The organism is Pseudomonas sp. FG47 (assembly GCF_057809115.1).
On the sequence record NZ_JBMDJI010000005.1, the window covers coordinates 203,753 to 224,743 of the forward strand.

At 65.0% G+C, this 20,991-nt stretch carries 18 protein-coding genes; 13 read left to right on the forward strand and 5 right to left on the reverse strand.

What is annotated here, in order from left to right; genetic code table 11:
* Positions 1 to 2: 2 nt before the first annotated feature.
* Positions 3 to 1,001, reverse strand: a complete 999-nt coding sequence (locus ACODS5_RS07290) for an ArsR/SmtB family transcription factor (RefSeq protein WP_489108301.1) — start codon at positions 999 to 1,001, stop codon at positions 3 to 5.
* A 251-nt stretch (positions 1,002 to 1,252) separates the two neighbouring features.
* Here ACODS5_RS07290 and tkt point away from each other — a divergent pair, with 251 nt between their 5' ends.
* The 13 genes from tkt (at position 1,253) to ACODS5_RS07355 (ending at position 14,351) form a co-directional block, all read left to right on the forward strand.
* Positions 1,253 to 3,250 carry a transketolase gene (gene tkt, locus ACODS5_RS07295; RefSeq protein ID WP_134690387.1) on the forward strand — a complete coding sequence of 666 codons (1,998 nt, stop codon included), beginning with the start codon at positions 1,253 to 1,255 and terminating at the stop codon, positions 3,248 to 3,250.
* A 154-nt stretch (positions 3,251 to 3,404) separates the two neighbouring features.
* Positions 3,405 to 4,466 carry an erythrose-4-phosphate dehydrogenase gene (gene epd, locus ACODS5_RS07300; RefSeq protein WP_134690385.1) on the forward strand — a complete coding sequence of 354 codons (1,062 nt, stop codon included), beginning with the start codon at positions 3,405 to 3,407 and terminating at the stop codon, positions 4,464 to 4,466.
* 12 nt (positions 4,467 to 4,478) lie between these two features.
* Positions 4,479 to 5,642, forward strand: coding sequence for a phosphoglycerate kinase (locus ACODS5_RS07305; protein WP_134690383.1), 1,164 nt, complete (start codon positions 4,479 to 4,481; stop codon positions 5,640 to 5,642).
* Positions 5,642 to 5,893: a hypothetical protein gene (locus ACODS5_RS07310; RefSeq protein ID WP_134690486.1), complete on the forward strand. Its 252-nt coding sequence runs from the start codon at positions 5,642 to 5,644 to the stop codon at positions 5,891 to 5,893. Before ACODS5_RS07305 ends, ACODS5_RS07310 begins: the two co-directional genes overlap by 1 nt.
* A gap of 80 nt (positions 5,894 to 5,973) precedes the next feature.
* Complete coding sequence (locus ACODS5_RS07315) at positions 5,974 to 6,303, forward strand: MliC family protein (RefSeq protein ID WP_489108302.1); 330 nt, start codon at positions 5,974 to 5,976, stop codon at positions 6,301 to 6,303.
* A 100-nt stretch (positions 6,304 to 6,403) separates the two neighbouring features.
* Positions 6,404 to 7,468: a class II fructose-bisphosphate aldolase gene (gene fba / locus ACODS5_RS07320; RefSeq protein WP_011536013.1), complete on the forward strand. Its 1,065-nt coding sequence runs from the start codon at positions 6,404 to 6,406 to the stop codon at positions 7,466 to 7,468.
* Positions 7,469 to 7,684: 216 nt separating this feature from the next.
* Entirely contained in the window at positions 7,685 to 9,802 is a 2,118-nt protein-coding gene (locus tag ACODS5_RS07325; protein WP_489108303.1) for a putative bifunctional diguanylate cyclase/phosphodiesterase, read from the forward strand.
* A gap of 39 nt (positions 9,803 to 9,841) precedes the next feature.
* Entirely contained in the window at positions 9,842 to 10,342 is a 501-nt protein-coding gene (locus ACODS5_RS07330) for a M48 metallopeptidase family protein (RefSeq protein WP_023631708.1), read from the forward strand.
* A gap of 14 nt (positions 10,343 to 10,356) precedes the next feature.
* Positions 10,357 to 10,659 carry a winged helix-turn-helix domain-containing protein gene (locus tag ACODS5_RS07335; protein ID WP_489108304.1) on the forward strand — a complete coding sequence of 101 codons (303 nt, stop codon included), beginning with the start codon at positions 10,357 to 10,359 and terminating at the stop codon, positions 10,657 to 10,659.
* Between the two features lie 145 nt (positions 10,660 to 10,804).
* A complete protein-coding gene (locus ACODS5_RS07340; protein ID WP_489108305.1) occupies positions 10,805 to 11,434 on the forward strand; it encodes a helix-turn-helix transcriptional regulator in 630 nt (209 codons plus the stop codon).
* Positions 11,435 to 11,550: 116 nt separating this feature from the next.
* On the forward strand, positions 11,551 to 12,528 hold the full coding sequence (locus ACODS5_RS07345; RefSeq protein WP_489108306.1) for a threonine/serine dehydratase: 978 nt from the start codon (positions 11,551 to 11,553) through the stop codon (positions 12,526 to 12,528).
* Positions 12,525 to 13,472: an ornithine cyclodeaminase family protein gene (locus ACODS5_RS07350; RefSeq protein ID WP_489108307.1), complete on the forward strand. Its 948-nt coding sequence runs from the start codon at positions 12,525 to 12,527 to the stop codon at positions 13,470 to 13,472. The genes ACODS5_RS07345 and ACODS5_RS07350 overlap by 4 nt, the downstream gene beginning before the upstream one ends.
* Before the next feature lie 141 nt (positions 13,473 to 13,613).
* On the forward strand, positions 13,614 to 14,351 hold the full coding sequence (locus ACODS5_RS07355; protein WP_489108308.1) for a substrate-binding periplasmic protein: 738 nt from the start codon (positions 13,614 to 13,616) through the stop codon (positions 14,349 to 14,351).
* Positions 14,352 to 14,368: 17 nt separating this feature from the next.
* Here ACODS5_RS07355 and yccS read toward each other — a convergent pair whose 3' ends face one another.
* From yccS to mdtD, 4 genes are all read right to left on the reverse strand, one after another.
* The gene (gene yccS, locus ACODS5_RS07360; RefSeq protein ID WP_489108309.1) at positions 14,369 to 16,552 is read right to left on the reverse strand and encodes a YccS family putative transporter; all 2,184 of its coding nucleotides are present in this window, start codon (positions 16,550 to 16,552) and stop codon (positions 14,369 to 14,371) included.
* A 184-nt stretch (positions 16,553 to 16,736) separates the two neighbouring features.
* The gene (locus tag ACODS5_RS07365; RefSeq protein WP_134690371.1) at positions 16,737 to 17,918 is read right to left on the reverse strand and encodes a BaiN/RdsA family NAD(P)/FAD-dependent oxidoreductase; all 1,182 of its coding nucleotides are present in this window, start codon (positions 17,916 to 17,918) and stop codon (positions 16,737 to 16,739) included.
* Positions 17,919 to 18,054: 136 nt separating this feature from the next.
* Positions 18,055 to 19,392, reverse strand: coding sequence for an ATP-dependent RNA helicase DbpA (gene dbpA, locus ACODS5_RS07370; protein ID WP_256660243.1), 1,338 nt, complete (start codon positions 19,390 to 19,392; stop codon positions 18,055 to 18,057).
* 112 nt (positions 19,393 to 19,504) lie between these two features.
* Positions 19,505 to 20,932: a multidrug transporter subunit MdtD gene (mdtD, locus tag ACODS5_RS07375; RefSeq protein ID WP_489108310.1), complete on the reverse strand. Its 1,428-nt coding sequence runs from the start codon at positions 20,930 to 20,932 to the stop codon at positions 19,505 to 19,507.
* Between the last annotated feature and the right edge of the window lie 59 nt (positions 20,933 to 20,991).

Consider the following 20,991-nt stretch of genomic DNA (forward strand, 5'->3'; position numbering starts at 1 on the left):
TCCTAAAATTTACCGATGTGTGTGTCGCCAGTGGCCCGCTGGAAATGCCGGACCTGGATCTGGAAACCGTTACGCAAGCCCACGTAGAGGCTGTCCCCGGGGGTCAGCCCAGCAGCGTTGGCCCAACGGGCCAGGTCGTCCTGCTCGAAGCCCAGCCAGAGGTCGCCGCAGGCTTCGCGGGCCCACCCCTGGTCATGGCTGCACAGTTCGGTGACCAGCAGGCTGCCGCCTGCCTTCACCCGTTTGGCCAGCAGGCGCAAGGCCAGGGCCGGGTCGCTGAAATGGTGCAGGACCATGTTCAGCACAACGCAGTCGGCTTGCACATCCGTTGCACCCAGTGCATCGGCCAACTGCAGGTTTACGTTATTCAGGGCGTGGCGCACGCAGACCTGGCGGGCCAGCTCGAGCATGGTCGGGCTGTTGTCCATGGCCGTGACCTGCGCGAAACGTTGCGCCAGGTCAGGCAGGAAACCGCCGTCGCCAGGGCCGACTTCCAGGGCACAGGCGCCAGCCTCGAAGCTCAGCTTGTCGAGCAGTGCCAGCAGGCTTTCGCGGTACTGCGGCAGGCCGGCGATCAGGTCTTGCTGGGCGCGGAACTTCTCTTCGACCTTGAGGAAGAAGTCTTGGCTGGTGGCGGCGCGGCGCTGCTGCACCTGGGCAATACGTGCCAGCACCTCATGGCTCAGGCCGAGGCCATCGACCTCCTCGAGCAGCGCCGAGTGCAGGCGGCCGCCCAGGCGCTGGCTGTCGGGCAGGGCGCGGCGGTAGAAGATCGCGTTGCCCTCGCGGCGGGTGGCCACCAGCTCGGCCTGGGCCAGCACCTTGAGGTGATGACTCATGCCCGACTGGCCGATGCCGAAGATCTGCGCCAGCTCCAGCACGCCGAACGAATCGTTGGCCAGCGCGCGCAGCACGTTCAGGCGCAGCGGATCGCCGCCGGCCTTGCACAGGGCGGCCAGCTCTTCGCTGCGGTGAGGGGTGATGGGCGCGTGCAGGTTCATGGGGCGGGAGTCTAGACAGGCAACGGTGGCCTAGCAAGGCCAATATCAAAAAGTTTTGATATTGCCGATAAGCTGCAAGTGGCAAGCACCAAGCTGCAAGAGAAAGAGCGTATCGGGTGTCCGTCTAGCGTGGCTTGCAGCGTGAAGCTTGCCGCTTGGCGCTTAAAAGTTTGCCCCCGGCCCCCCCAGTGGGCGAAAATGGCCACCTTTTTTCGCTTCACCACCTAATTCAAGCCTCAGGAGACTCAGCGATGCCCAGCCGTCGTGAACGTGCCAACGCCATTCGTGCCCTCAGCATGGATGCCGTGCAAAAGGCCAACAGCGGCCACCCAGGTGCCCCCATGGGCATGGCGGATATCGCCGAAGTGCTGTGGCGCGACTACCTGAAACACAACCCGAGCAACCCAAGCTTCGCCGACCGTGACCGCTTCGTGCTGTCCAACGGTCACGGCTCGATGCTGATCTACTCGTTGCTGCACCTGACCGGCTACGATGTCACCATCGATGACCTCAAGGCCTTCCGCCAACTGCACAGCCGCACCCCGGGCCACCCGGAGTTCGGCTACACCCCGGGCGTCGAGACCACCACCGGCCCGCTCGGCCAGGGCATCGCCAACGCCGTGGGCTTCGCCCTGGCGGAAAAAGTACTGGCCGCGCAGTTCAACCGTGAAGGCCACAACATCGTCGACCACAACACCTACGTGTTCCTCGGCGATGGCTGCATGATGGAGGGTATTTCCCACGAAGTCGCCTCGCTGGCCGGCACCCTGGGCCTGAACAAACTGATCGCCTTCTACGACGACAACGGCATCTCCATTGACGGCGAAGTGCACGGCTGGTTCACCGACAACACCCCGGCGCGCTTCGAAGCCTACAACTGGCAGGTGATCCGCAACGTCAACGGTCACGATGCCGACGAGATCAAGATGGCCATCGACACCGCTCGCAAGAGCGACCGTCCGACCCTGATCTGCTGCAAGACCATCATCGGCTTCGGCTCGCCGAACAAGCAGGGCAAGGAAGACTGCCACGGCGCACCGCTGGGCAACGACGAAATCGCCCTGGCCCGCAAGGAACTGAACTGGAACCACGGTCCGTTCGAGATCCCGGCCGACATCTATGCCGAGTGGGACGCCAAAGCCGCTGGCGCCAAGGCCGAAGCTGCCTGGAACGAGCGCTTCGACGCCTACGCCAAGGCTTACCCGGAACTGGCTGCCGAGTTCAAGCGCCGTGATGCAGGTGACCTGCCGGCCGACTTCTCCGAGAAGGCCCAGGCCTACATCAACGAAGTCGCCGCCAAGGGCGAAACCATCGCCAGCCGCAAGGCCAGCCAGAACACCCTGAACGCCTTCGGCCCGCTGCTGCCGGAGTTCCTCGGTGGTTCGGCGGACCTGGCCGGTTCCAACCTGACCTTGTGGAAAGGTTGCAAGGGTGTCGAGGCCAATGACGCCAGCGGCAACTACGTGTTCTACGGCGTGCGCGAATTCGGCATGACCGCGATCATGAACGGCGTCGCCCTGCACGGCGGCCTGGTGCCTTATGGCGCGACCTTCCTGATGTTCATGGAATACGCCCGCAACGCCGTGCGCATGTCGGCACTGATGAAGCAGCGCGTGATCCACGTCTACACCCACGACTCCATTGGCCTGGGCGAAGACGGCCCGACCCACCAGCCGATCGAGCAACTGACCAGCCTGCGCAGCACGCCGAACCTGGACACCTGGCGCCCAGCCGACGCGGTGGAATCCGCCGTGTGCTGGAAGCACGCCTTGGAGCGCAAGGACGGCCCATCGGCGCTGATCTTCTCGCGCCAGAACCTGCAGCACCAGACCCGCGACGCCCAGCAGATCGCCGACATCGCCCGTGGCGGTTACGTCCTCAAGGACTGCGCCGGCGAGCCTGAGCTGATCCTGATCGCCACCGGTTCCGAAGTGGGCCTGGCCGTCCAGGCGTTCGACAAACTGAGCGCCGAGGGCCGCAAGGTCCGCGTCGTGTCGATGCCGAGCACTAGCGTGTTCGACGCCCAGGACGCTGCCTACAAACAGTCGGTCCTGCCACTGGAAGTCGGTGCGCGTATCGCCATCGAGGCTGCCCATGCCGACTTCTGGTACAAGTACGTCGGCCTCGAAGGTCGCGTCATCGGCATGACCACCTACGGCGAGTCGGCCCCGGCCTCCGCGCTGTTCGAGGAGTTCGGTTTCACCCTGGACAACATCCTGGGTACCGCCGAAGAGCTGCTGGAAGACTGATTCAGACTGTGCGAGGCGAGGGCGTTGCCCTCGTTTCGCGACGCAAGGCCGCTCCTACAAGGTATGGCGTACACCGTACCCTGTAGGAGCGGCCTTGTGTCGCGATGGGCCGCAACGCGGCCCCAAAAGCCATCATGCGCTAGCGAGCCATCGAATGCCCCACCCGCGTCCCTACAAAGTTGCACTCAACGGTTACGGCCGCATCGGCCGCTGTGTCCTGCGCGCACTGTTCGAGCGGGGAGCGAAGGCCGATTCCGAGATCGTCGCGCTGAACGACCTGGCCGATCAGGCCAGCCTGGAATACCTGACGCGCTTCGACTCCACCCACGGGCGTTTCCCCGGCGAGGTGAAGGTCGACGGCGATTGTCTGCATATCAATGGCGGCTGCGTGAAAGTGCTGCGCAGCGCCACCCCCGAAGGCATCGACTGGGCCGCGCTGGGCGTCGACCTGGTGCTGGAGTGCTCGGGCGCCTACAACACCCGTGCCGACGGCCAGCGCTTCCTCGACGCCGGCGCGCCGCGGGTGCTGTTCTCCCAGCCCATGGCCAGCGAGGCGGATGTCGACGCCACCGTGGTCTATGGCATCAACCAGGATTGCCTGACCGGTCGCGAATTGCTGGTGTCCAACGCCTCCTGCACCACCAACTGCGGCGTGCCGCTGTTGCGGGTGCTGGACCAGGCGTTCGGCATCGAGTACGTGCAGATCACCACGATCCACTCGGCGATGAACGACCAGCCGGTGATCGATGCCTATCACCACGAGGACCTGCGTCGTACCCGTTCGGCGTTCCAGTCGGTGATCCCGGTGTCCACTGGTCTGGCGCGTGGTATCGAACGCCTGCTGCCGGAACTTGCCGGGCGAATCCAGGCCAAAGCGGTACGCGTGCCGACCGTCAACGTGTCGTGCCTGGATATCACCCTGCAGACCGCCCGCGACACCAATGCCGCAGAGGTCAACCGGGTGCTGCGCGAGGCCGCCCTGGATGGCCCGCTCAAGGGCCTGCTGGCCTACACCGAGCTGCCCCACGCCAGTTGTGATTTCAACCATGACCCGCATTCGGCCATCGTCGATGCCAGCCAGACCCGCGTTTCCGGCCCTCGCCTGGTGAATCTGCTGGCCTGGTTCGACAACGAATGGGGGTTCGCCAACCGTATGCTCGACGTCGCGGAACACTATCTGCGCGTCGTTCACCCAACCCGCAGCAAACAGCCCTGAAGGACTGCATTCATGACCGTGTTGAAGATGACCGACCTCGACCTGCAAGGTAAGCGCGTACTGATCCGCGAAGACCTCAACGTCCCAGTGAAGGACGGTGTGGTAGCCAGCGACGCGCGTATCCTGGCAGCGCTGCCGACCATCAAGCTGGCCCTGGAAAAAGGCGCGGCGGTGATGGTCTGCTCGCACCTGGGCCGCCCGACCGAAGGTGAGTTCTCTGCCGAGAACAGCCTCAAGCCGGTCGCCGATTACCTGAGCAAGGCTCTGGGCCGCGACGTGCCGCTGGTTGCCGACTACCTCGACGGTGTCCAGGTGCAGGCCGGTGACCTGGTGCTGTTCGAGAACGTGCGCTTCAACAAGGGCGAGAAGAAGAACGCCGACGAGCTGGCGCAGAAGTACGCCGCCCTGTGCGACGTGTTCGTCATGGACGCCTTCGGTACCGCCCACCGCGCCGAGGGTTCCACCCACGGTGTCGCCAAGTTTGCCAAGGTCGCCGCCGCCGGCCCACTGCTGGCTGCCGAGCTGGACGCCCTGGGCAAGGCCCTGAAGGCCCCAGCCAAGCCGATGGCCGCCATCGTCGCCGGCTCCAAGGTGTCGACCAAGCTGGACGTGCTCAACAGCCTGAGCGCGGTCTGCGACCAGCTGATCGTCGGCGGCGGCATCGCCAACACCTTCCTGGCTGCCGCCGGCCACCCGGTCGGCAAGTCGCTGTACGAACCTGACCTGGTCGAGACCGCCAAGGCCATCGCCGCCAAGGTCAGCGTGCCGCTGCCGGTGGACGTGGTGGTCGCCAAGGAATTCGCCGAGAGCGCCGAAGCCACCGTCAAGTCGATTGCCGATGTGGCCGCCGACGACATGATCCTGGACATCGGCCCGAAAACCGCCGAGCAGTTCGCCGAGCTGCTGAAGACCTCGAAGACTATCCTGTGGAACGGCCCGGTCGGCGTGTTCGAGTTCGACCAGTTCGGCAACGGCACCAAGGTGCTGGCCAAGGCCATCGCCGACAGCGCCGCGTTCTCCATCGCCGGTGGTGGCGACACCCTGGCCGCCATCGACAAGTATGGTGTCGGTGCCGATATCTCCTACATTTCTACCGGTGGCGGTGCGTTCCTCGAGTTCGTCGAGGGCAAGGTCCTGCCAGCGGTGGCAATCCTGGAAGAGCGGGCCAAGGCCTGATTTTGACGGCGCCTGGCAAAGGGAGCGACCTGATGGTCAAGCAATTGCCTGTGATGATCGTGGCCATGCTGCTGGGCGCCTGTTCCAGCGGCAAGGGCAGCGATGCCGATCCGGCGCAGCCGCCCAAGGGCGGTTGCTACCAGTCCCAGTGGCAGGCCGAAACAGTACCGGTGATCAACAAGCGCTTGGGCCCGGATGGCCTGGAAAAGTACGACGACGAACACCAGCGCAAGGCGCCGGGCTGCCCTTGATCGGGGCCTGGGCAACCTAACGCAGGTTTTGTGGTCTTGGACATTGGGGCTGCACAGCAGCCCCCGACGAGGTTTAGCGGATGAAAGCGCTACTGGCCCTGTTGGCCTTGGCACCCCTGGCAGGCTGCGCGCTGTTGCAACCGGCCAAACCCGCCCCGGCGGATAACTGGACCCGCTGGGTCTGCGACAGCCAGGCCGAAGTGCTCTGGCGCTTCGCCGACGCACAGCAGGACGCGGTTGACGTGCGCCTTGGCGGCGCTGACCAGGTCTACCGGCTCAAGGCCGAGCCGGGCGCCTCGGGCGCGCTGTACAGCGATGGCATGCTGGCCTTCCACACCAAGGGCGAGGAAGGCCTGGTGTACTGGGTGGCGACCAACGATCTGATTGGGCGGGGCTGCAAGGCACCGTGACTGGCCGGGCCGCGCAGGTGGCCCACACTACTTGAACAGCAAGCGCCCCTGCGGCAGGCTTGCACGAAACAAACGACGCTTGTCGGGAGAGAGATACACCATGGCACTCATTAGCATGCGCCAGATGCTGGACCACGCCGCCGAGTTCGGTTACGGCGTGCCGGCTTTCAACGTCAACAACCTCGAGCAGATGCGCGCCATCATGGAAGCCGCCGACAAGACCGACTCTCCGGTCATCGTCCAGGCTTCCGCCGGTGCCCGCAAGTACGCCGGTGCCCCATTCCTGCGCCACCTGATCTTGGCGGCCATCGAAGAGTTCCCGCACATCCCGGTGTGCATGCACCAGGACCACGGCACCAGCCCTGACGTGTGCCAGCGCTCGATCCAGCTGGGCTTCAGCTCGGTGATGATGGACGGCTCGCTGGGCGAAGACGGCAAGACCCCGACCGAATACGAGTACAACGTTCGCGTTACCCAGCAGACCGTTGCCATGGCGCACGCCTGCGGCGTTTCGGTAGAGGGCGAGCTGGGTTGCCTGGGTTCGCTGGAAACCGGCATGGCCGGTGAAGAAGACGGCATCGGCGCCGAAGGCGTGCTGGATCACAGCCAGATGCTGACCGATCCGGAAGAAGCCGCCGACTTCGTCAAGAAGACTCAGGTGGACGCCCTGGCCATCGCCATCGGCACCAGCCACGGCGCCTACAAGTTCACCAAGCCACCGACCGGTGACGTGCTGGCGATCGACCGCATCAAGGAAATCCACAAGCGCATCCCCAACACCCACCTGGTGATGCACGGTTCGTCCTCGGTGCCGCAAGAGTGGCTGGCGATCATCAACCAGTACGGTGGCGACATCAAAGAGACCTACGGCGTACCGGTCGAAGAAATCGTCGAAGGTATCAAGTACGGTGTACGCAAGGTCAACATCGATACCGACCTGCGCTTGGCTTCCACCGGCGCCATGCGTCGCCTGATGGCGCAGAACCCGAGCGAGTTCGACCCACGCAAGTTCTTCGGCGAAACCGTCAAGGCCATGCGTGACGTGTGCATCGCTCGCTACGAAGCCTTCGGCACCGCCGGCAACGCCTCGAAGATCAAGCCGATCTCCCTGGAAGGCATGTTCCAGCGCTATGCCAAGGGCGAACTGGCGGCCAAGATCAACTGATCCGGCACTGCTCGAAAAAACCCGCAGCGATGCGGGTTTTTTTGTGCCTGGGCACCCAGTCAGCCGGCGCCATCCAGCACGGTTCTACCGTTAGTCGGCTAACACCATCACGCATGGCTTATAGCCATCTGCAGCCATTGCGTCTTTGCCTGCCGGGGCTAGAGTAACCATCGGATCCAATCGCAAGTCGCAGTCGGACTTACTTAGAGAAGCAACATGGATGGCGCTTATTCATATACCCCGGAAAGCAGTTCGGTGCTGCTGGTCGTAGACGACTATCCGGAGAACCTCATCAGTATGCGGGCCTTGCTGTCCCGCCAGGATTGGCAGGTCGTGACTGCCAGCTCAGGGATGGAAGCCCTGAGCGCCCTGCTCGAACACGACGTCGACCTGGTCCTGCTCGACGTGCAGATGCCCGAGATGGATGGTTTCGAGGTCGCCCGGCTGATGCGTGGCAGCCAGCGCACGCGGCTGACGCCGATCATTTTCCTGACCGCCAACGAACAATCCGAAGCCGCCGTGCTCAAGGGGTACGCCAGTGGTGCGGTGGACTATCTGTTCAAACCTTTCGACCCGCAAATTCTCAAGCCCAAGGTGCAGGCCCTGCTGGAACAGCAGCGCAACCGGCGCATGTTGCAGCGGCTAACCCGTGAGCTGGAGGCAGCGCGGGCGTTCAACGCCTCGATCCTGGAAAACGCCGCCGAGGGCATCCTGGTGGTGGACGAGGCGGGCACCATAGGTTTCGCCAACCCGGCCATCTCGCGGCTACTCGATGCGCCTGTGGAAAAACTGCAGGGTGCCCATGTGCTGGACCTGATCCAGTTGCCCTGCGCCAACCTGTGGCACGAGTCGGACTTCTACCAGGCCTACCTCGGGCGGCAGATTTTCCGCGTGCATGACGCCCAATTGCGCACCCTGGCCGGGCAGTTGGTGCCGGTGGCGCTGTCCTGCGCGCCGTTGCCGGCCGAACAGAAGGCCATGGTGGTGACGGTGCTGGACATGTCGGTGGTGCGCAGCCTGCACCAGCAACTGGAATACCAGGCGGTGACCGATCCGCTGACTGGCCTGCTCAACCGTCGGGGTTTCTACCAGGCCGCCGAGGGCGCATTGTTGCGCAGCGAACGCTCGGACAAGGCCCAGGCCCTGATGTACATGGACCTGGACGGCTTCAAGCGGATCAACGACCTGCTGGGCCATGATGCCGGTGACAAGGTGCTGCGCTGGGTCGCCGAGCAGCTCAAGGAGTGCCTGGGCAGCGAGGCGTTGCTGGCGCGCATGGGCGGAGACGAGTTCACCGCGCTGTTCGATGGCCTGCCGTACCCCGAGCAGGCTGGGCGCCATGCCGAAAAGTTGCTGGAACGCATGTCGAGCTTCCAGCAAGTGGATGGCTTGGAAGTCAGCCTGGGGGTCAGCATAGGCATCGCCACCTACCCCGACTGCGGGGCCAATGTCGAAGGGCTGCTGCGCGCGGCGGATGCCGCGATGTACGCCGCCAAGCAGGCTGGGCGTCAGCAGTATCGGTTCTACGACCAGGAACTGAACGGTCGCGCCCGCTCGCGGCTGATGCTCGAAGACAGCGTGCGCACGGCCATCGAACAGAACGATTTCAGCCTGGTCTACCAGCCGCAGGTGGCGTTCGACGATGGCCGGCTGCGGGGCTTCGAGGCCTTGCTGCGCTGGAAGCACCCGAGTGTCGGCGACGTGCCGCCAGGGCTGTTCATCCCACTGCTGGAGGAGGCCCGCCTGATCAACCGCCTGGCCAGCTGGATCTACCGCAAGGGCGCGGCCCAGCGCCGGCTCTGGGGCGAGCGCTTCGGCCCCGAGCTGGTGCTGGGCGTCAGCCTCAGTCGCGCACAGTTCACCATGCCCGGGCTGGTGGATGAATTGGCGCGGGTGATCGATGAGCAACAACTGCAGCCTTCCCAGCTCGAGGTAGAGGTGGCCGAGACCTCGCTGATGTACAACATTGACGCAGCGGTGAAACAGGTGCACCGCCTGCGCGACTTGGGTATCCGCGTGGCGCTGGACGACTTTGGCGCCGGCGACTGCTCGTTGCGCATGCTGCGCGACCTGCCCATCGACACCCTCAAGCTGGATCGTCATCTGGTGGCGCGTCTACCGGGTTCGGCCACCGATATCGCCCTGGCGCGCAGTGTCATCGGCCTGTGCGCGGCCTATGGCATCACCGTGATCGCCGAAGGGGTGGAGACCCAGGCCCAGGCCGAATGGCTCAAGGACAACGGTTGCGCCTACGTACAAGGCTTCCTGGTGGCGCGGCCGATGACCGCCGCGGATGCTGGCAACTTCCCGGCGGTTTTCCCATGGGCCTCGTGATTGGCTAAACTCGCGTCTCCTTGTGCCGACCCGCCTGCCATGACTGCCCTACGTTACCTGCAAGCCTACCCGCCGCACCTGCAGGAACAGGTGCGCCAGATGATCGCCAGCGATCGCCTGGGCGACTACCTGCGCCAGCGCTATCCCGAACGCCATGACGTGCAGAGCGACAAGGCCCTGTACGGCTATGCCCAAGAGATCAAGCAGCAGTACCTGCGTAGTGCGCCGCCGCTGGACAAGGTCCTGTTCGACAACCGCCTGGACCTCACCCACCGTGCATTGGGCCTGAACACGGCGGTATCGCGGGTGCAGGGCGGCAAGCTCAAGGCGAAGAAGGAGATCCGCGTCGCCTCGTTGTTCCGCGAGGCAGCGCCGCAGTTCCTGCGCATGATCGTGGTGCATGAGCTGGCGCACCTGAGGGAGCGCGATCACAACAAGGCGTTCTACCAGCTCTGCCAGCACATGGAACCGGACTACCATCAACTGGAATTCGACCTGCGCGTCTACCTGACCTATCGGGAGCTGCCGGGCAACACCTGAGGGACACGCACCCCATGACCACGGAAGTGAGCAAGACTCGCAGCAGCTTTTACCGCCGCCTGTACGTGGCCTGGTTGATCGATAGCCAGACCGCCACCAGCGTGCCGGCCTTGATGGAGGCCACCGGCATGCCGCGGCGTACCGCCCAGGACACCATCACCGCGCTGGCTGACCTGGACATCGTCTGCGAGTTCGAGCAGCAGGCCGGGGCACGCAACCATGCCGGGCATTACCGGATCCGCGACTGGGGGGCGATCGACAAGCAGTGGATCATCCAGCACCTGCGCCAGATCCGTGACGTGCTGGGCTACCCATGACCGGGAGGGCGCGGCGCAACCTCTGCAGGTGCCGCTTCAGTCGCGAACACTGGCGTAGCCGGTCACCGCTTGCTTCGCGACTGAAGTCGCTCTAGCAGGGGCCATGCCGATCTCTCGCACTACACCCAATTTTCAGGATGTTCCGATGTCTGCCAAGGCCATCAACGCACGTTTCAGCAACTACGCCGCCATGGCCGATGGTGTCGCCACCTTGCTGTTCCCCCACGCCGAAGTCGTGGTCCACGACCTGCGCAGCCAGACCGTGGTGCACATTGCCAACAATATCTCCAAGCGACAGCTGGGTGATGACTCGGCGCTCGAGGATCTACCGGGCGAACTGAGTACTGCCACACCACTGGGGCCCTACGAAAAGCTCAACTGGAACGGCCAGAAAGTTCGTTCGATCAGCAGCGTCATGGTCGATGACGCCGGGGTACCCGAGGCGTTGTTGTGCATCAATTTCAACGTCTCGGTGCTGGAGCAGGCCAAGCAGGCGCTGGACCTGTTCTTCCAGGCAAGCCGCTTGCTGCCCCAGCCCGACGTGCTGTTCCGCGACGATTGGCAGGAGCGCATCAACACCTTCCTGCATGCCTGGCTCAGGGAGTACGGCTTGAGTCTCGAGGGCCTCAGCCGAGTCCAGAAACGCGAGCTGGTTGAGGCGCTGCACGCAGAGGGGGCGTTCCGTGGTGGTAGTGCCTACGACTACGTGGCCAATGTGCTGGGTATGGGAAGGGCGACGATCTACAAGTACGTGAAGCTTGCACGGGAAGCGTAAGGGCCACCTGCTGGTGGTCTGAAACTGGCTTGTGCTGTGTAGAAAAATATTCTACGGTGGATTTTTTATCCATTATCGGCGCGCGGTGCGCGCCAGCCGACCCAGGAGCCCCCCGTATGCCGATCGATGATGTTGAGCTCGACCTGCTTTTCCAGTCCATCCACGAGGCCCATGCCACCCTGCGCCCCCAGGTGCCGGTGACGCCGCTGACGCGTAGTCCCGGCCTCTCGGCATTGACCGGTTGCGACGTCCACCTCAAGTGCGAACACCTGCAGCTTACCGGTTCCTTCAAATTTCGCGGCGCCAGCAACAAGCTGCGGCTGCTGGATGCCTCGCAACGCGCCAGGGGCGTGCTTGCTGCCTCTTCCGGTAATCATGGGCAGGGGCTGGCCCTGGCAGGCCAACTGCTCCAGGTCCCGGTGACCGTGTATGTCAGCCACGAAGCCTCGGCGGTCAAACTCGACGCCATGCGCGAGCTCGGCGCCGCGGTCAAGGTGCTGGAGGCCGACTCGCTGGGTGCTGAAATGCAGGCCCGTCGTGAAGCCGAGCGTCAGGGCAAGCCGTTCGTCTCGCCCTACAATGACCTGCAAGTTATCGCCGGGCAGGGCACTATCGGCATGGAGCTGTTCGAGCAGGCGCCGGATCTGGATGCCGTGTTCGTTGCGGTGGGCGGCGGCGGCATGGTGTCCGGCATCGCCGCCGCCTTGCACAAGCTGGCCCCGTCGGTGCAGATCATTGGCTGCTGGCCAGCCAATGCGCCGACCCTGCAACGCTCGCTGGAAGTGGGCCGGATCATCGATATGGAAGAGGCGCCCACGTTGTCCGATGGAACCGCAGGTGGCGTCGAGCAGGACGCCGTCACGTTCCCGATCCTCCAGCGGCTTTTGAAAAGGACCGTGTTGGTCAGCGAGGATGAGATCAGGCAGGCAATGCGCGATGCCGCCGCCTGTGAACGCTGGATCATCGAAGGGGCCGCGGCGGTCGCTCTGGCAGGCATGAAGCAACTGGCGGGGGAGTACCAAGGCAAGAAGGTGGCGGTGATCCTGTGCGGGCGCAATGTGAAGCTGGAAGCCTTCCTCGAGGCTGTGTCATGAAAATCCATAAGCGTGACGCGATCATCGCCAGCATGGATCTCGACGAGGCGGTGCGCTGGCTGGAGCAGGGCTTCCAGGCCTATTCGCAGGGGCGGGTCCAGGCGCCCCCGGTGCAGGCTTTCGCGTTCGCCCAGGCCAATGGCGACTGCTGCGTGAAGTCCGCCTACCTCGAAGGCGGCGATACCTTCACCGTCAAGGTCTCCACCGGCTTCTACGACAATCCCGCGCAGGGCCTGGCGAGCAACGACGGCCTGATGCTGGTGTTCAGCGCGCGCACCGGCCAGCCTTTGGCCCTGCTGGCCGACCAGGGCTGGCTGACCTGCATGCGCACCGCCCTGGCCGGGCGTATCGTGGCGCGGTTGCTGGCGCCACGCCAGGTCGCGCGCATTGGCATCCTGGGTACCGGCACTCAAGCACGCATGCAGCTTGAGCAACTGATGTCGGTCGTCCCCTGTCGCGCGCTGAGCGTCTGGGGCCGCAGCGAAGCGGGGTTGGCCGAGTACCGTGAGTTCGCCGAACGGCTGGGTTTCACAGTACGTCTGGAGCGGGAGCCGCAGGCGGTGGCCGAGGCCGCGAACCTCATCATCAGTACAACGCCTTCGCGTGAAGCCTTGCTGGAGCGCGAGTGGGTTCGCCCTGGTACCCATATCACCGCGGTCGGTGCCGACGCAGCTGGCAAGCAGGAGCTCGCGCCAAGCCTGGTGGCAAAGGCCGACCTGATCGTGGTCGACTCGCTCAGTCAATGCAGCCAGTACGGCGAGGTTTCCCATGCGCTGCAGGCCGGGTTGCTCGAACGCTCGCGCCTGTTGGAACTTGGCAGCTTGCTTGGCGACCCCAGCCTGGGGCGCCTCAGTGACGACTCATTGACCGTGGCGGACCTGACCGGTGTTGCGATCCAGGATGCACAGATCGCTTGCTACGCTTACCAGGCCTTGCTGCACTGAGGGTCCTGTAGTTCGACCATAATAGAGGCTATTTGATATTACTGGCCGCTGCCGTCGGCAACAGGCTTTGTGTAATCTGCAAGGCCTGAAGCGAAGATCGCCATTTCCAGCGTGTGCCCCCCACTGCGAAAGGACTTGAGCATGCGGCCACTGCTTTGCGTTCTTGGATTGCTGAGTGTCTTGTGCGCAGGCCCGGCCCCTGGCCTCGAAAGACTGCGCCTGGTGTCGGACAGCTGGCCGCCCTTCACGGACACCGGGATGCCGGGCGGTGGCCTGGCGACCAACATCGTCACCACCGCACTGACCCGCGCCGGCTATGCCACCGAGTTCGAGGAGGTGCCCTGGGCGCGGGCGCTGATGGGGGTGAGCGAAGGGCGCTACGACGTGTTGATCAATGCCTGGTTCAACGATGAACGCACCCGTATCGGCCAGTTTTCCGCTGCCTACCTCACCAACCGCATCCGCCTGCTCAAGCGTGAAGGCGAAGCCTTCGGCTACCAGAAACTCGCCGACCTCTACCCCTACAGCATTGCCGTGGTGCGTGACTACGCCTACTCACCGACGTTCGACAGTGATACCCGGTTGAACAAGGTCCCGGTGCGCAGCTTTTCGTCGGCGGTGCGCATGTTGGCGGCGGGGCGGGTCAACCTGGCGGTGGAGGATGAGTACGTGGCGCGCTACAACCTGCAGCGCGAGCCACCGCAGGTACGCGACGCGGTGACCTTCGTCGACCCACCGCTGGGGGAGAACAGCCTGCACATTCTGGTGAGCCTCAAGCACCCCGAGCACCAGCAGATCGTCAAGCGCTTCGAGAAGGCCATTGCGGCGATGAAGGCCGACGGCAGCTATGACCGGTTGCTGCGCCAGCATGGCTTTTGAGGTGAGGGGCGTTGGGCTCAGGTTGGCTCGCCTTTCTTGATCAGGTGCCCCGCCAACGTTCGCAACGGCCCCAGCTGGCGGCAGATCAGCGCCAGCTGGCTCTGCACCAGCCGCTGGTGCTCATCCAACTCCTCCGGCATCTGCTCCAGGCTGTTGGCCAACGCTTCCTCGGCGTCGCTGTGAATCGCCACCGGCAGCCGCGCCGCCAGGCCATTGGCGATCTCGTCGAGGCTCGTGGCCAGCGCTTGCCCGGCGCCCTCGATCAGTTGCTCGTGGACCTCGGCCGGTAGCGCTGTGTCGCGGTGCGCCCCCAGCCCCGAGAGGTAGCTGAGCAAAGTGTGCGACAGCACCAGGAAGCGGAAGCCCACATCGGCTTCCTTACGGAAATGTCCGGGCTCCATCAGCATGTTGGCCAACGTGGTGGACAACGCCGCGTCGGCGTTGTGCGCATTGCGCCGGGCCAGGCGGTAGGCCAGGTCGTCGCGCTTGCCATGGGCGTACTGCTGCATGATCTGGCGCAGGTATTCACTGGCGCAGGCCAGGGTGTTGGCCAGCACCTTGTTCAAACGCCGCCCCTGCCAGTCGGGCAGGAACAGGAACACCGCGAGGATGGCGATCAGGCTGCCGACCAGGGTGTCGAACAGGCGCGGCAGGAACAACCCGTAGCCATCGCCGATCTGGTTGAAGCAGAACAGCACCATCAGGGTGATCGCGGCCGTCGCCAGGGTGTAGCGGGTGGTGCGGTTGACGAAGAACACCACGCCGGCCACCACCGCGAACGCCGATTGCACCAGCGGGTTGGGGAACAGGTCGAATAGCGCCCAGCCCACGGTCAGGCCAACGGCGGTGCCGAAGATGCGCTGCACCAGCTTGCGCCGGGTCGCCCCATAGTTGGGCTGGCAGACGAACAGGGTGGTGAGGATGATCCAGTAGCCCTGGGTCGGGTGGATCAGGTGCACCATGCCGTAGCCTACTGACAATGCCAGCGACAGGCGCAAGGCATGACGGAACAGCAGCGAGGTCGGCGTCAGCTGGGTGCGCAGGCGCTTCCACACGTCCTTGAGGTTGCGCGGCGAGCGGTCGAGCAGGCTGCTGTCGCTGGCATCGGCCAGGCTGTCCGGGTTGCTGGCGGCGCTGAGCAGGCGGTCCAGGGTCGACAGGTTTGCGGCCAGGGCGCGCAGTGAGCGTAGCAGGCCGCGCCAAGCCGGGTTGTGCTGGGTGCGCAGGTGCTCCAGCGAGGCGTTGAGGTCTTCCAGGGCCTCGGGGTAGCCGCTGGCCAGCACGAACGGCTGGCGCAGGCGGATCGAGCGGGCCAGTTCCTGGCAGGACGCGCCCTGTTTGCGCAGCAGACGCTGGCAGCGGAACATCACGTCGCTGTGGAAGAAGGCGTCGGTCAGGGCGTTGTACGGATAGTGCGAGGCGCTGACCCGCTCATGGATGTCCTGGGCCAGGAAGTACAGCTTGAGGTAGCGGCTGACCTTGGAGTTGGGCTGGCTGTTGCCGACCCGGTGCAGGATGATTTCCTTGGCGGCGTTGAGTGCCGCCACTACCTTGCCGTTCTGCCGGGCCAGCTCCAGGCGCGTGGCCTCGACGTCGAGGGTGCGCACCGGCTCGAACAGGCTGGCCTTGAGCTTGAGGTAGCTCCCCAGCTCGTAGAACAACCTGGCCAGGCTTTGTTGTACCGGCTGGTTGGAAAACAGCGCCTGCCACAGCACCGACAGCAGTCCGTACCAGGCCGCGCCGGCCACCAGTAATAGCGGTTCGTGCCAGAAGTCGCTGACCTGGCCACCGCGCTGGTCGACGCCGATCATGGTGTACACCGAGAGGATCAGCGTGGCCGAGGCGATTGCCCCGTAGCGTTCGCCCAGGGCACCGAGCATGGTCAGACCGAAGGCCGCCAGGGCCAGGGCGATGGCGAAGATCCAGGGGTAGGGGAACAGCAGCTCCACCGACAGCGCGGCGATGGCGAAGCACACCAGGGTCACGGCCAGGGCGCTGAGGCGGCCTTGCCAGCCGTCGTCGGTCTCGGCCAGGGCGCTGGCGATGATGCCGAGGAACAACGGGATCAGCAGGCTCATCTCGTTCTGGTACCAGCACCAGGCCATGCTGCCGGTGAGGGCGATGGTCACGCGGATGGCGTAGCTGAACTTGTCTTGGCCCCACAGGCGACGCAATGAATGGCGGAACGAGCTCGATGACATGATGGCCCTGGGCTGAGATCGGTTGAGTAGCTTCGAGGCCGTTCGCCGGCAAGCCGGCTCCTACGGGGGATTGCGCTTTCCTGTAGGAGCCGGCTTGCCGGCGAAGGGCTGCAAGGCAGCCCCGAAATGGCACTCCGAGCACAGACCAGCAAGAAGCGTTCCGTGCTGCTGAATGGATTCTACTCTACACGAACTGCGCCGCCGCGTTGGCCGATGCCCAGGCCCACTGGAAGTTGAAGCCTCCCAGGTGCCCGCTGACATCCAGTACCTCGCCGATGAAGTACAGCCCCGGGCTTTTCAGCGATTCCATGGTCTTGGAGGACACCTCGCGGGTATCCACGCCACCGAGCGTGACCTCGGCGGTGCGATAGCCTTCGGTGCCGGCCGGGACCACCTGCCAGGCCGACAGCTGTTCGGCGACCTGGGTCAATTCCGCCGGTGTGTACTGCTTCAGCGGTTTCGAAACGAACCACTGCTCGGCCAGCAGGTTGGCCAGCTTGCGGGTGAACACCTCGCCCAGCACGGTCTTCAGCTCGCTGTTGGGACGTTCGGCCTGCTGGCCTTGCAGCCATTGCAGCGCGTCGCGATCGGGCAGCAGGTTGATTTCCACCGTGTCGCCGGCCTCCCAGAACGACGAGATCTGCAGGATCGCTGGCCCACTCAGGCCGCGGTGGGTGAACAGCAGGTTCTCGCGAAAGCTCGTGCCATTGCAGCTGGCGATGCAGTCCAGCGAGGTGCCCGACAGCTCGGTGCACAGTGCCTTGAGCTGGGGCTCGGTGATGGTAAATGGTACCAGGCCGGCGCGGGTGGGCAGCAGTTCGTGGCCGAACTGGCGGGCAACCTGATAGCCGAAGCCACTGGCGCCGAGCGTCGGGATCGACAGGCCGCCGGTGGCGATCACCAGCGACTGGCAGATGAATGGGCCGGCGCTGGTCTGCAGGGTGTAGCCGGCCGCGGTCTTTTCGATCTTGTCGATGCTGGTGTTCATGCGCAGCTCGGCGCCGGCCTGGTCGCACTCGGCCAGGAGCATGTCGAGGATGTCGCTGGACTTGTTGTCGCAGAACAGCTGGCCGAGCTTCTTCTCGTGGTACGGCACGCCGTGCTTGCACACCAGCTCGATGAAGTCCCACTGGGTGTAGCGGGCCAGCGCCGACTTGCAGAAGTGCGGGTTGTGCGAGAGGAAGTTGGCGGGCTCGGTGTACATGTTGGTGAAGTTGCAGCGCCCGCCGCCGGACATGAGGATCTTCTTGCCCGGTTTGTTGGCGTGGTCGAGCACCAGCACCCGGCGCCCGCGCTGGGCGCTGAGCAATGCGCACATCAGGCCGGCGGCGCCGGCGCCGAGGATGATCACGTCGGTGGAGTGCACGGTGTTACCTCTTCAGAATTGCCGGGGCTGCTGTGCAGCCCTTTCGCGGCACAAGGCCGCTCCTACAGGATGTACGCGATCCCCTGTAGGAACGGCCTTGTGCCGCGAAAGGGTCGCGAAGCGACCCCAAAATAGGTCAGACGATACGGACTTTCAGGGCCCGGCCCTTGATCTTGCCGCTGTTCAGGCGCTGCATGGCCTGTTTGGCCACCGCCCGCTCCACGGCGACGAACGCCACGAAGTCGAAGATGGCAATCTTGCCCACCTGCTTGCCCGGCAGCCCGGCGTCGCCGGTCAGCGCGCCGAGGATGTCGCCCGGGCGCAGCTTGTCCTTGCGCCCGGCGCCGATGCACAGGGTGGTCATCGCCGGCAGCAGCGGCTCGCCGCCCTTGCTCTTGAGGTTGTCCAACTGCTCCCAGCGCAGCGGCTTGCTCTGCAGGTCCTCGATGGCCTGGGCGCGGTGGCCTTCGGCTGGAGCCACCAGGCTGATCGCCACGCCTTTCTCGCCCGCGCGGCCAGTGCGACCGACGCGGTGCACGTGGATCTCGGCGTCACGGGCCAGCTCGACGTTGATCACCAGGTCCAGGCCATCGATGTCCAGGCCGCGGGCGGCGACGTCGGTGGCCACCAGTACCGAGCTGCTGCGGTTGGCGAACATCGTCAGCACCTGGTCGCGGTCGCGTTGCTCCAGGTCGCCGTGCAGGGCCTGGGCGACGATGCCCTTGGCGGTGAGGTGGGCAACCACGTCCTCGCACTGCTGCTTGGTGAAGCAGAACGCCACGCAGGACTGCGGGCGGTAGTGGCCGAGCACACGGGTTACCGCCTCCAGGCGTTGCTGCGGGTCGATCTCGATGAAACGCTGCTCGATCTGGCTATCGCTGTGCAGCGCCTCGACCTTGACCTGCTGCGGCTGGCGCATGAAGTCCTTGGCCAGTTGCTCGATGCCGGCTGGGTAGGTGGCCGAGAACAGCAGGGTCTGGCGGCGCGTCGGGGTCTTGCCGATGATGTTGGCGATGGCGTCGAAGAAGCCCATGTCGAGCATGCGGTCGGCCTCGTCGAGCACCAGGGTGTTGAGCCCGTCGAGCACCAGGGTGCCCTTGTCCAGGTGTTGCTGGATACGGCCCGGGGTGCCGACGATGATATGCGCGCCGTGCTCCAGCGAGGCGATCTGCGGGCCCAGCGAGACGCCGCCGCACAGGGTGAGGATCTTGATGTTGTCCTCGGCGCGGGCCAGGCGGCGCAACTCCTTGGCCACCTGGTCGGCCAGTTCGCGGGTTGGGCACAGCACCAGCGCCTGGCAGCCGAAGTAGCGCGGGTTGATCGGGTTGAGCAGGCCGATGCCGAAGGCGGCGGTCTTGCCGCTGCCGGTCTTGGCCTGGGCGATCAGGTCCTGGCCTTTGAGGATGACCGGCAGGCTCTGGGCCTGGATCGGGGTCATCGAGGCATAGCCCAGGGCGTCCAGGTTGGCCAGCATGGCGGTGGACAGCGGGAGGGTGGCAAAGGCGGTGTTTTCAACGGTCACGAGGCGGGCCTGTTGTGCAAAGCGAAAAATGTCGCACAGTCTACCAGCCTCATGGCCATTCGCCCTACGACTCGACGTGCTCTTCCGGACGACGGGCGCGCCTTCCGTCTGTCGGCGCCAGTTGCAGGAAGATCGCCGCCGCCAGCATGGCCATCACGCCAATAGTGACGAAGGTCAGCTGGAACGCGCCCAGGGTGGTCTCCACACCATCGGCGCTGCCGGCGGCGGTGAAGCCGCCGAGCAGGGCGCCGGCGCAGGCCACGCCCAGGCTCAGCGACAGTTGCGCGACCACCGACAACAAGCTGTTACCGCTGCTGGCGCTGGCGTCGTCGAGGTCGATCAGGGTCACGGTGTTCATCGCCGTGAACTGCATCGAGTTCACCGCGCCCAGCATGGCCAGCTGCGCCAGCAGCAGCGCATACGGCGTCTGCTCGTCGACCAGCCCGAGGCTGGCCAGTAGCAGACCCAGCAGCAGGGTGTTGCCGGTGAGCACGATGCGGTAGCCCAGGCGCTCGATCAGCGGCCGGGCGACCGACTTGGCGAGCATCGCCGCCGCTGCCAGCGGAATCATGCTCATGCCGGCCTGGGCCGGCGAGTAGCCCAGCGCCACCTGCAGCAGCAACGGCACCAGAAACGGCAGCGCGCCGCTGCCCAGGCGGGCGAACAGGTTGCCGAGGATACCGATGGCGAAAGTGCGCACGCGGAACAGTGACGGTGAGAACAGTGGCTCCGGGTCGCGTCCGGCGCGCAGCCAGTAGGCGGCCAGGCAGGCCATGCCGGCGAACAGCAACAGCATCACCCGCAGGTGCGGCAGGTGCAGTTCGCCCAGGCCCTCCATGGCGATGGTGATCAGCACCATCGCCGCGCCGAACAATAGGAAGCCCGGCCCGTCGAAGGTGGTGCGCTCGGCGCCGCGCAGGTCGGGGATGAACCTCCACACCGCATAGCAACCCACGGCGCCCACCGGAAGGTTGAGCAGGAAGATCCAGTGCCAGCTGAGGATTTCCACCAGCCAGCCGCCCACCGTCGGGCCGAGTAGCGGGCCGAGCAGGCCTGGGATGGTGATGAAACTCATGATCCGCACCAGTTCGCTGCGCGGGTAGGCGCGCAACACCACCAGCCTTCCGACCGGCAGCATCAGTGCGCCGCCGAGGCCTTGCACCACCCGGGCGAAGATCAGGAAACCGAGGCTGTTGGCCATGGCGCACAACAGCGAGCCGAAGCTGAACAGCAGGATGGCGCTGAAGAAGATGCGCTTGGTGCCGAACCGATCGGCGATCCAGCCCGAGGCCGGGATCAACAGGGCCACGGTGAGCATGTAGGCGATGATCACCCCCTGCATGCGCAGCGGGTCCTCGGCCAGCGAGCGGGCCATGGCCGGCAACGCGGTGTTGAGGATGGTGCCGTCCAGCGATTGCATGAAGAAGGCGATGGCCACCACCCAGGGGATCCAGCGAGCGGTGACGGGGTCCAGCGGGGCACGATCGGGCATTGGCCTCTCCTGTTGTGCGTTCCGAGCTGTTCGCCGGCAAGCCGGCTCCTACGGACAAC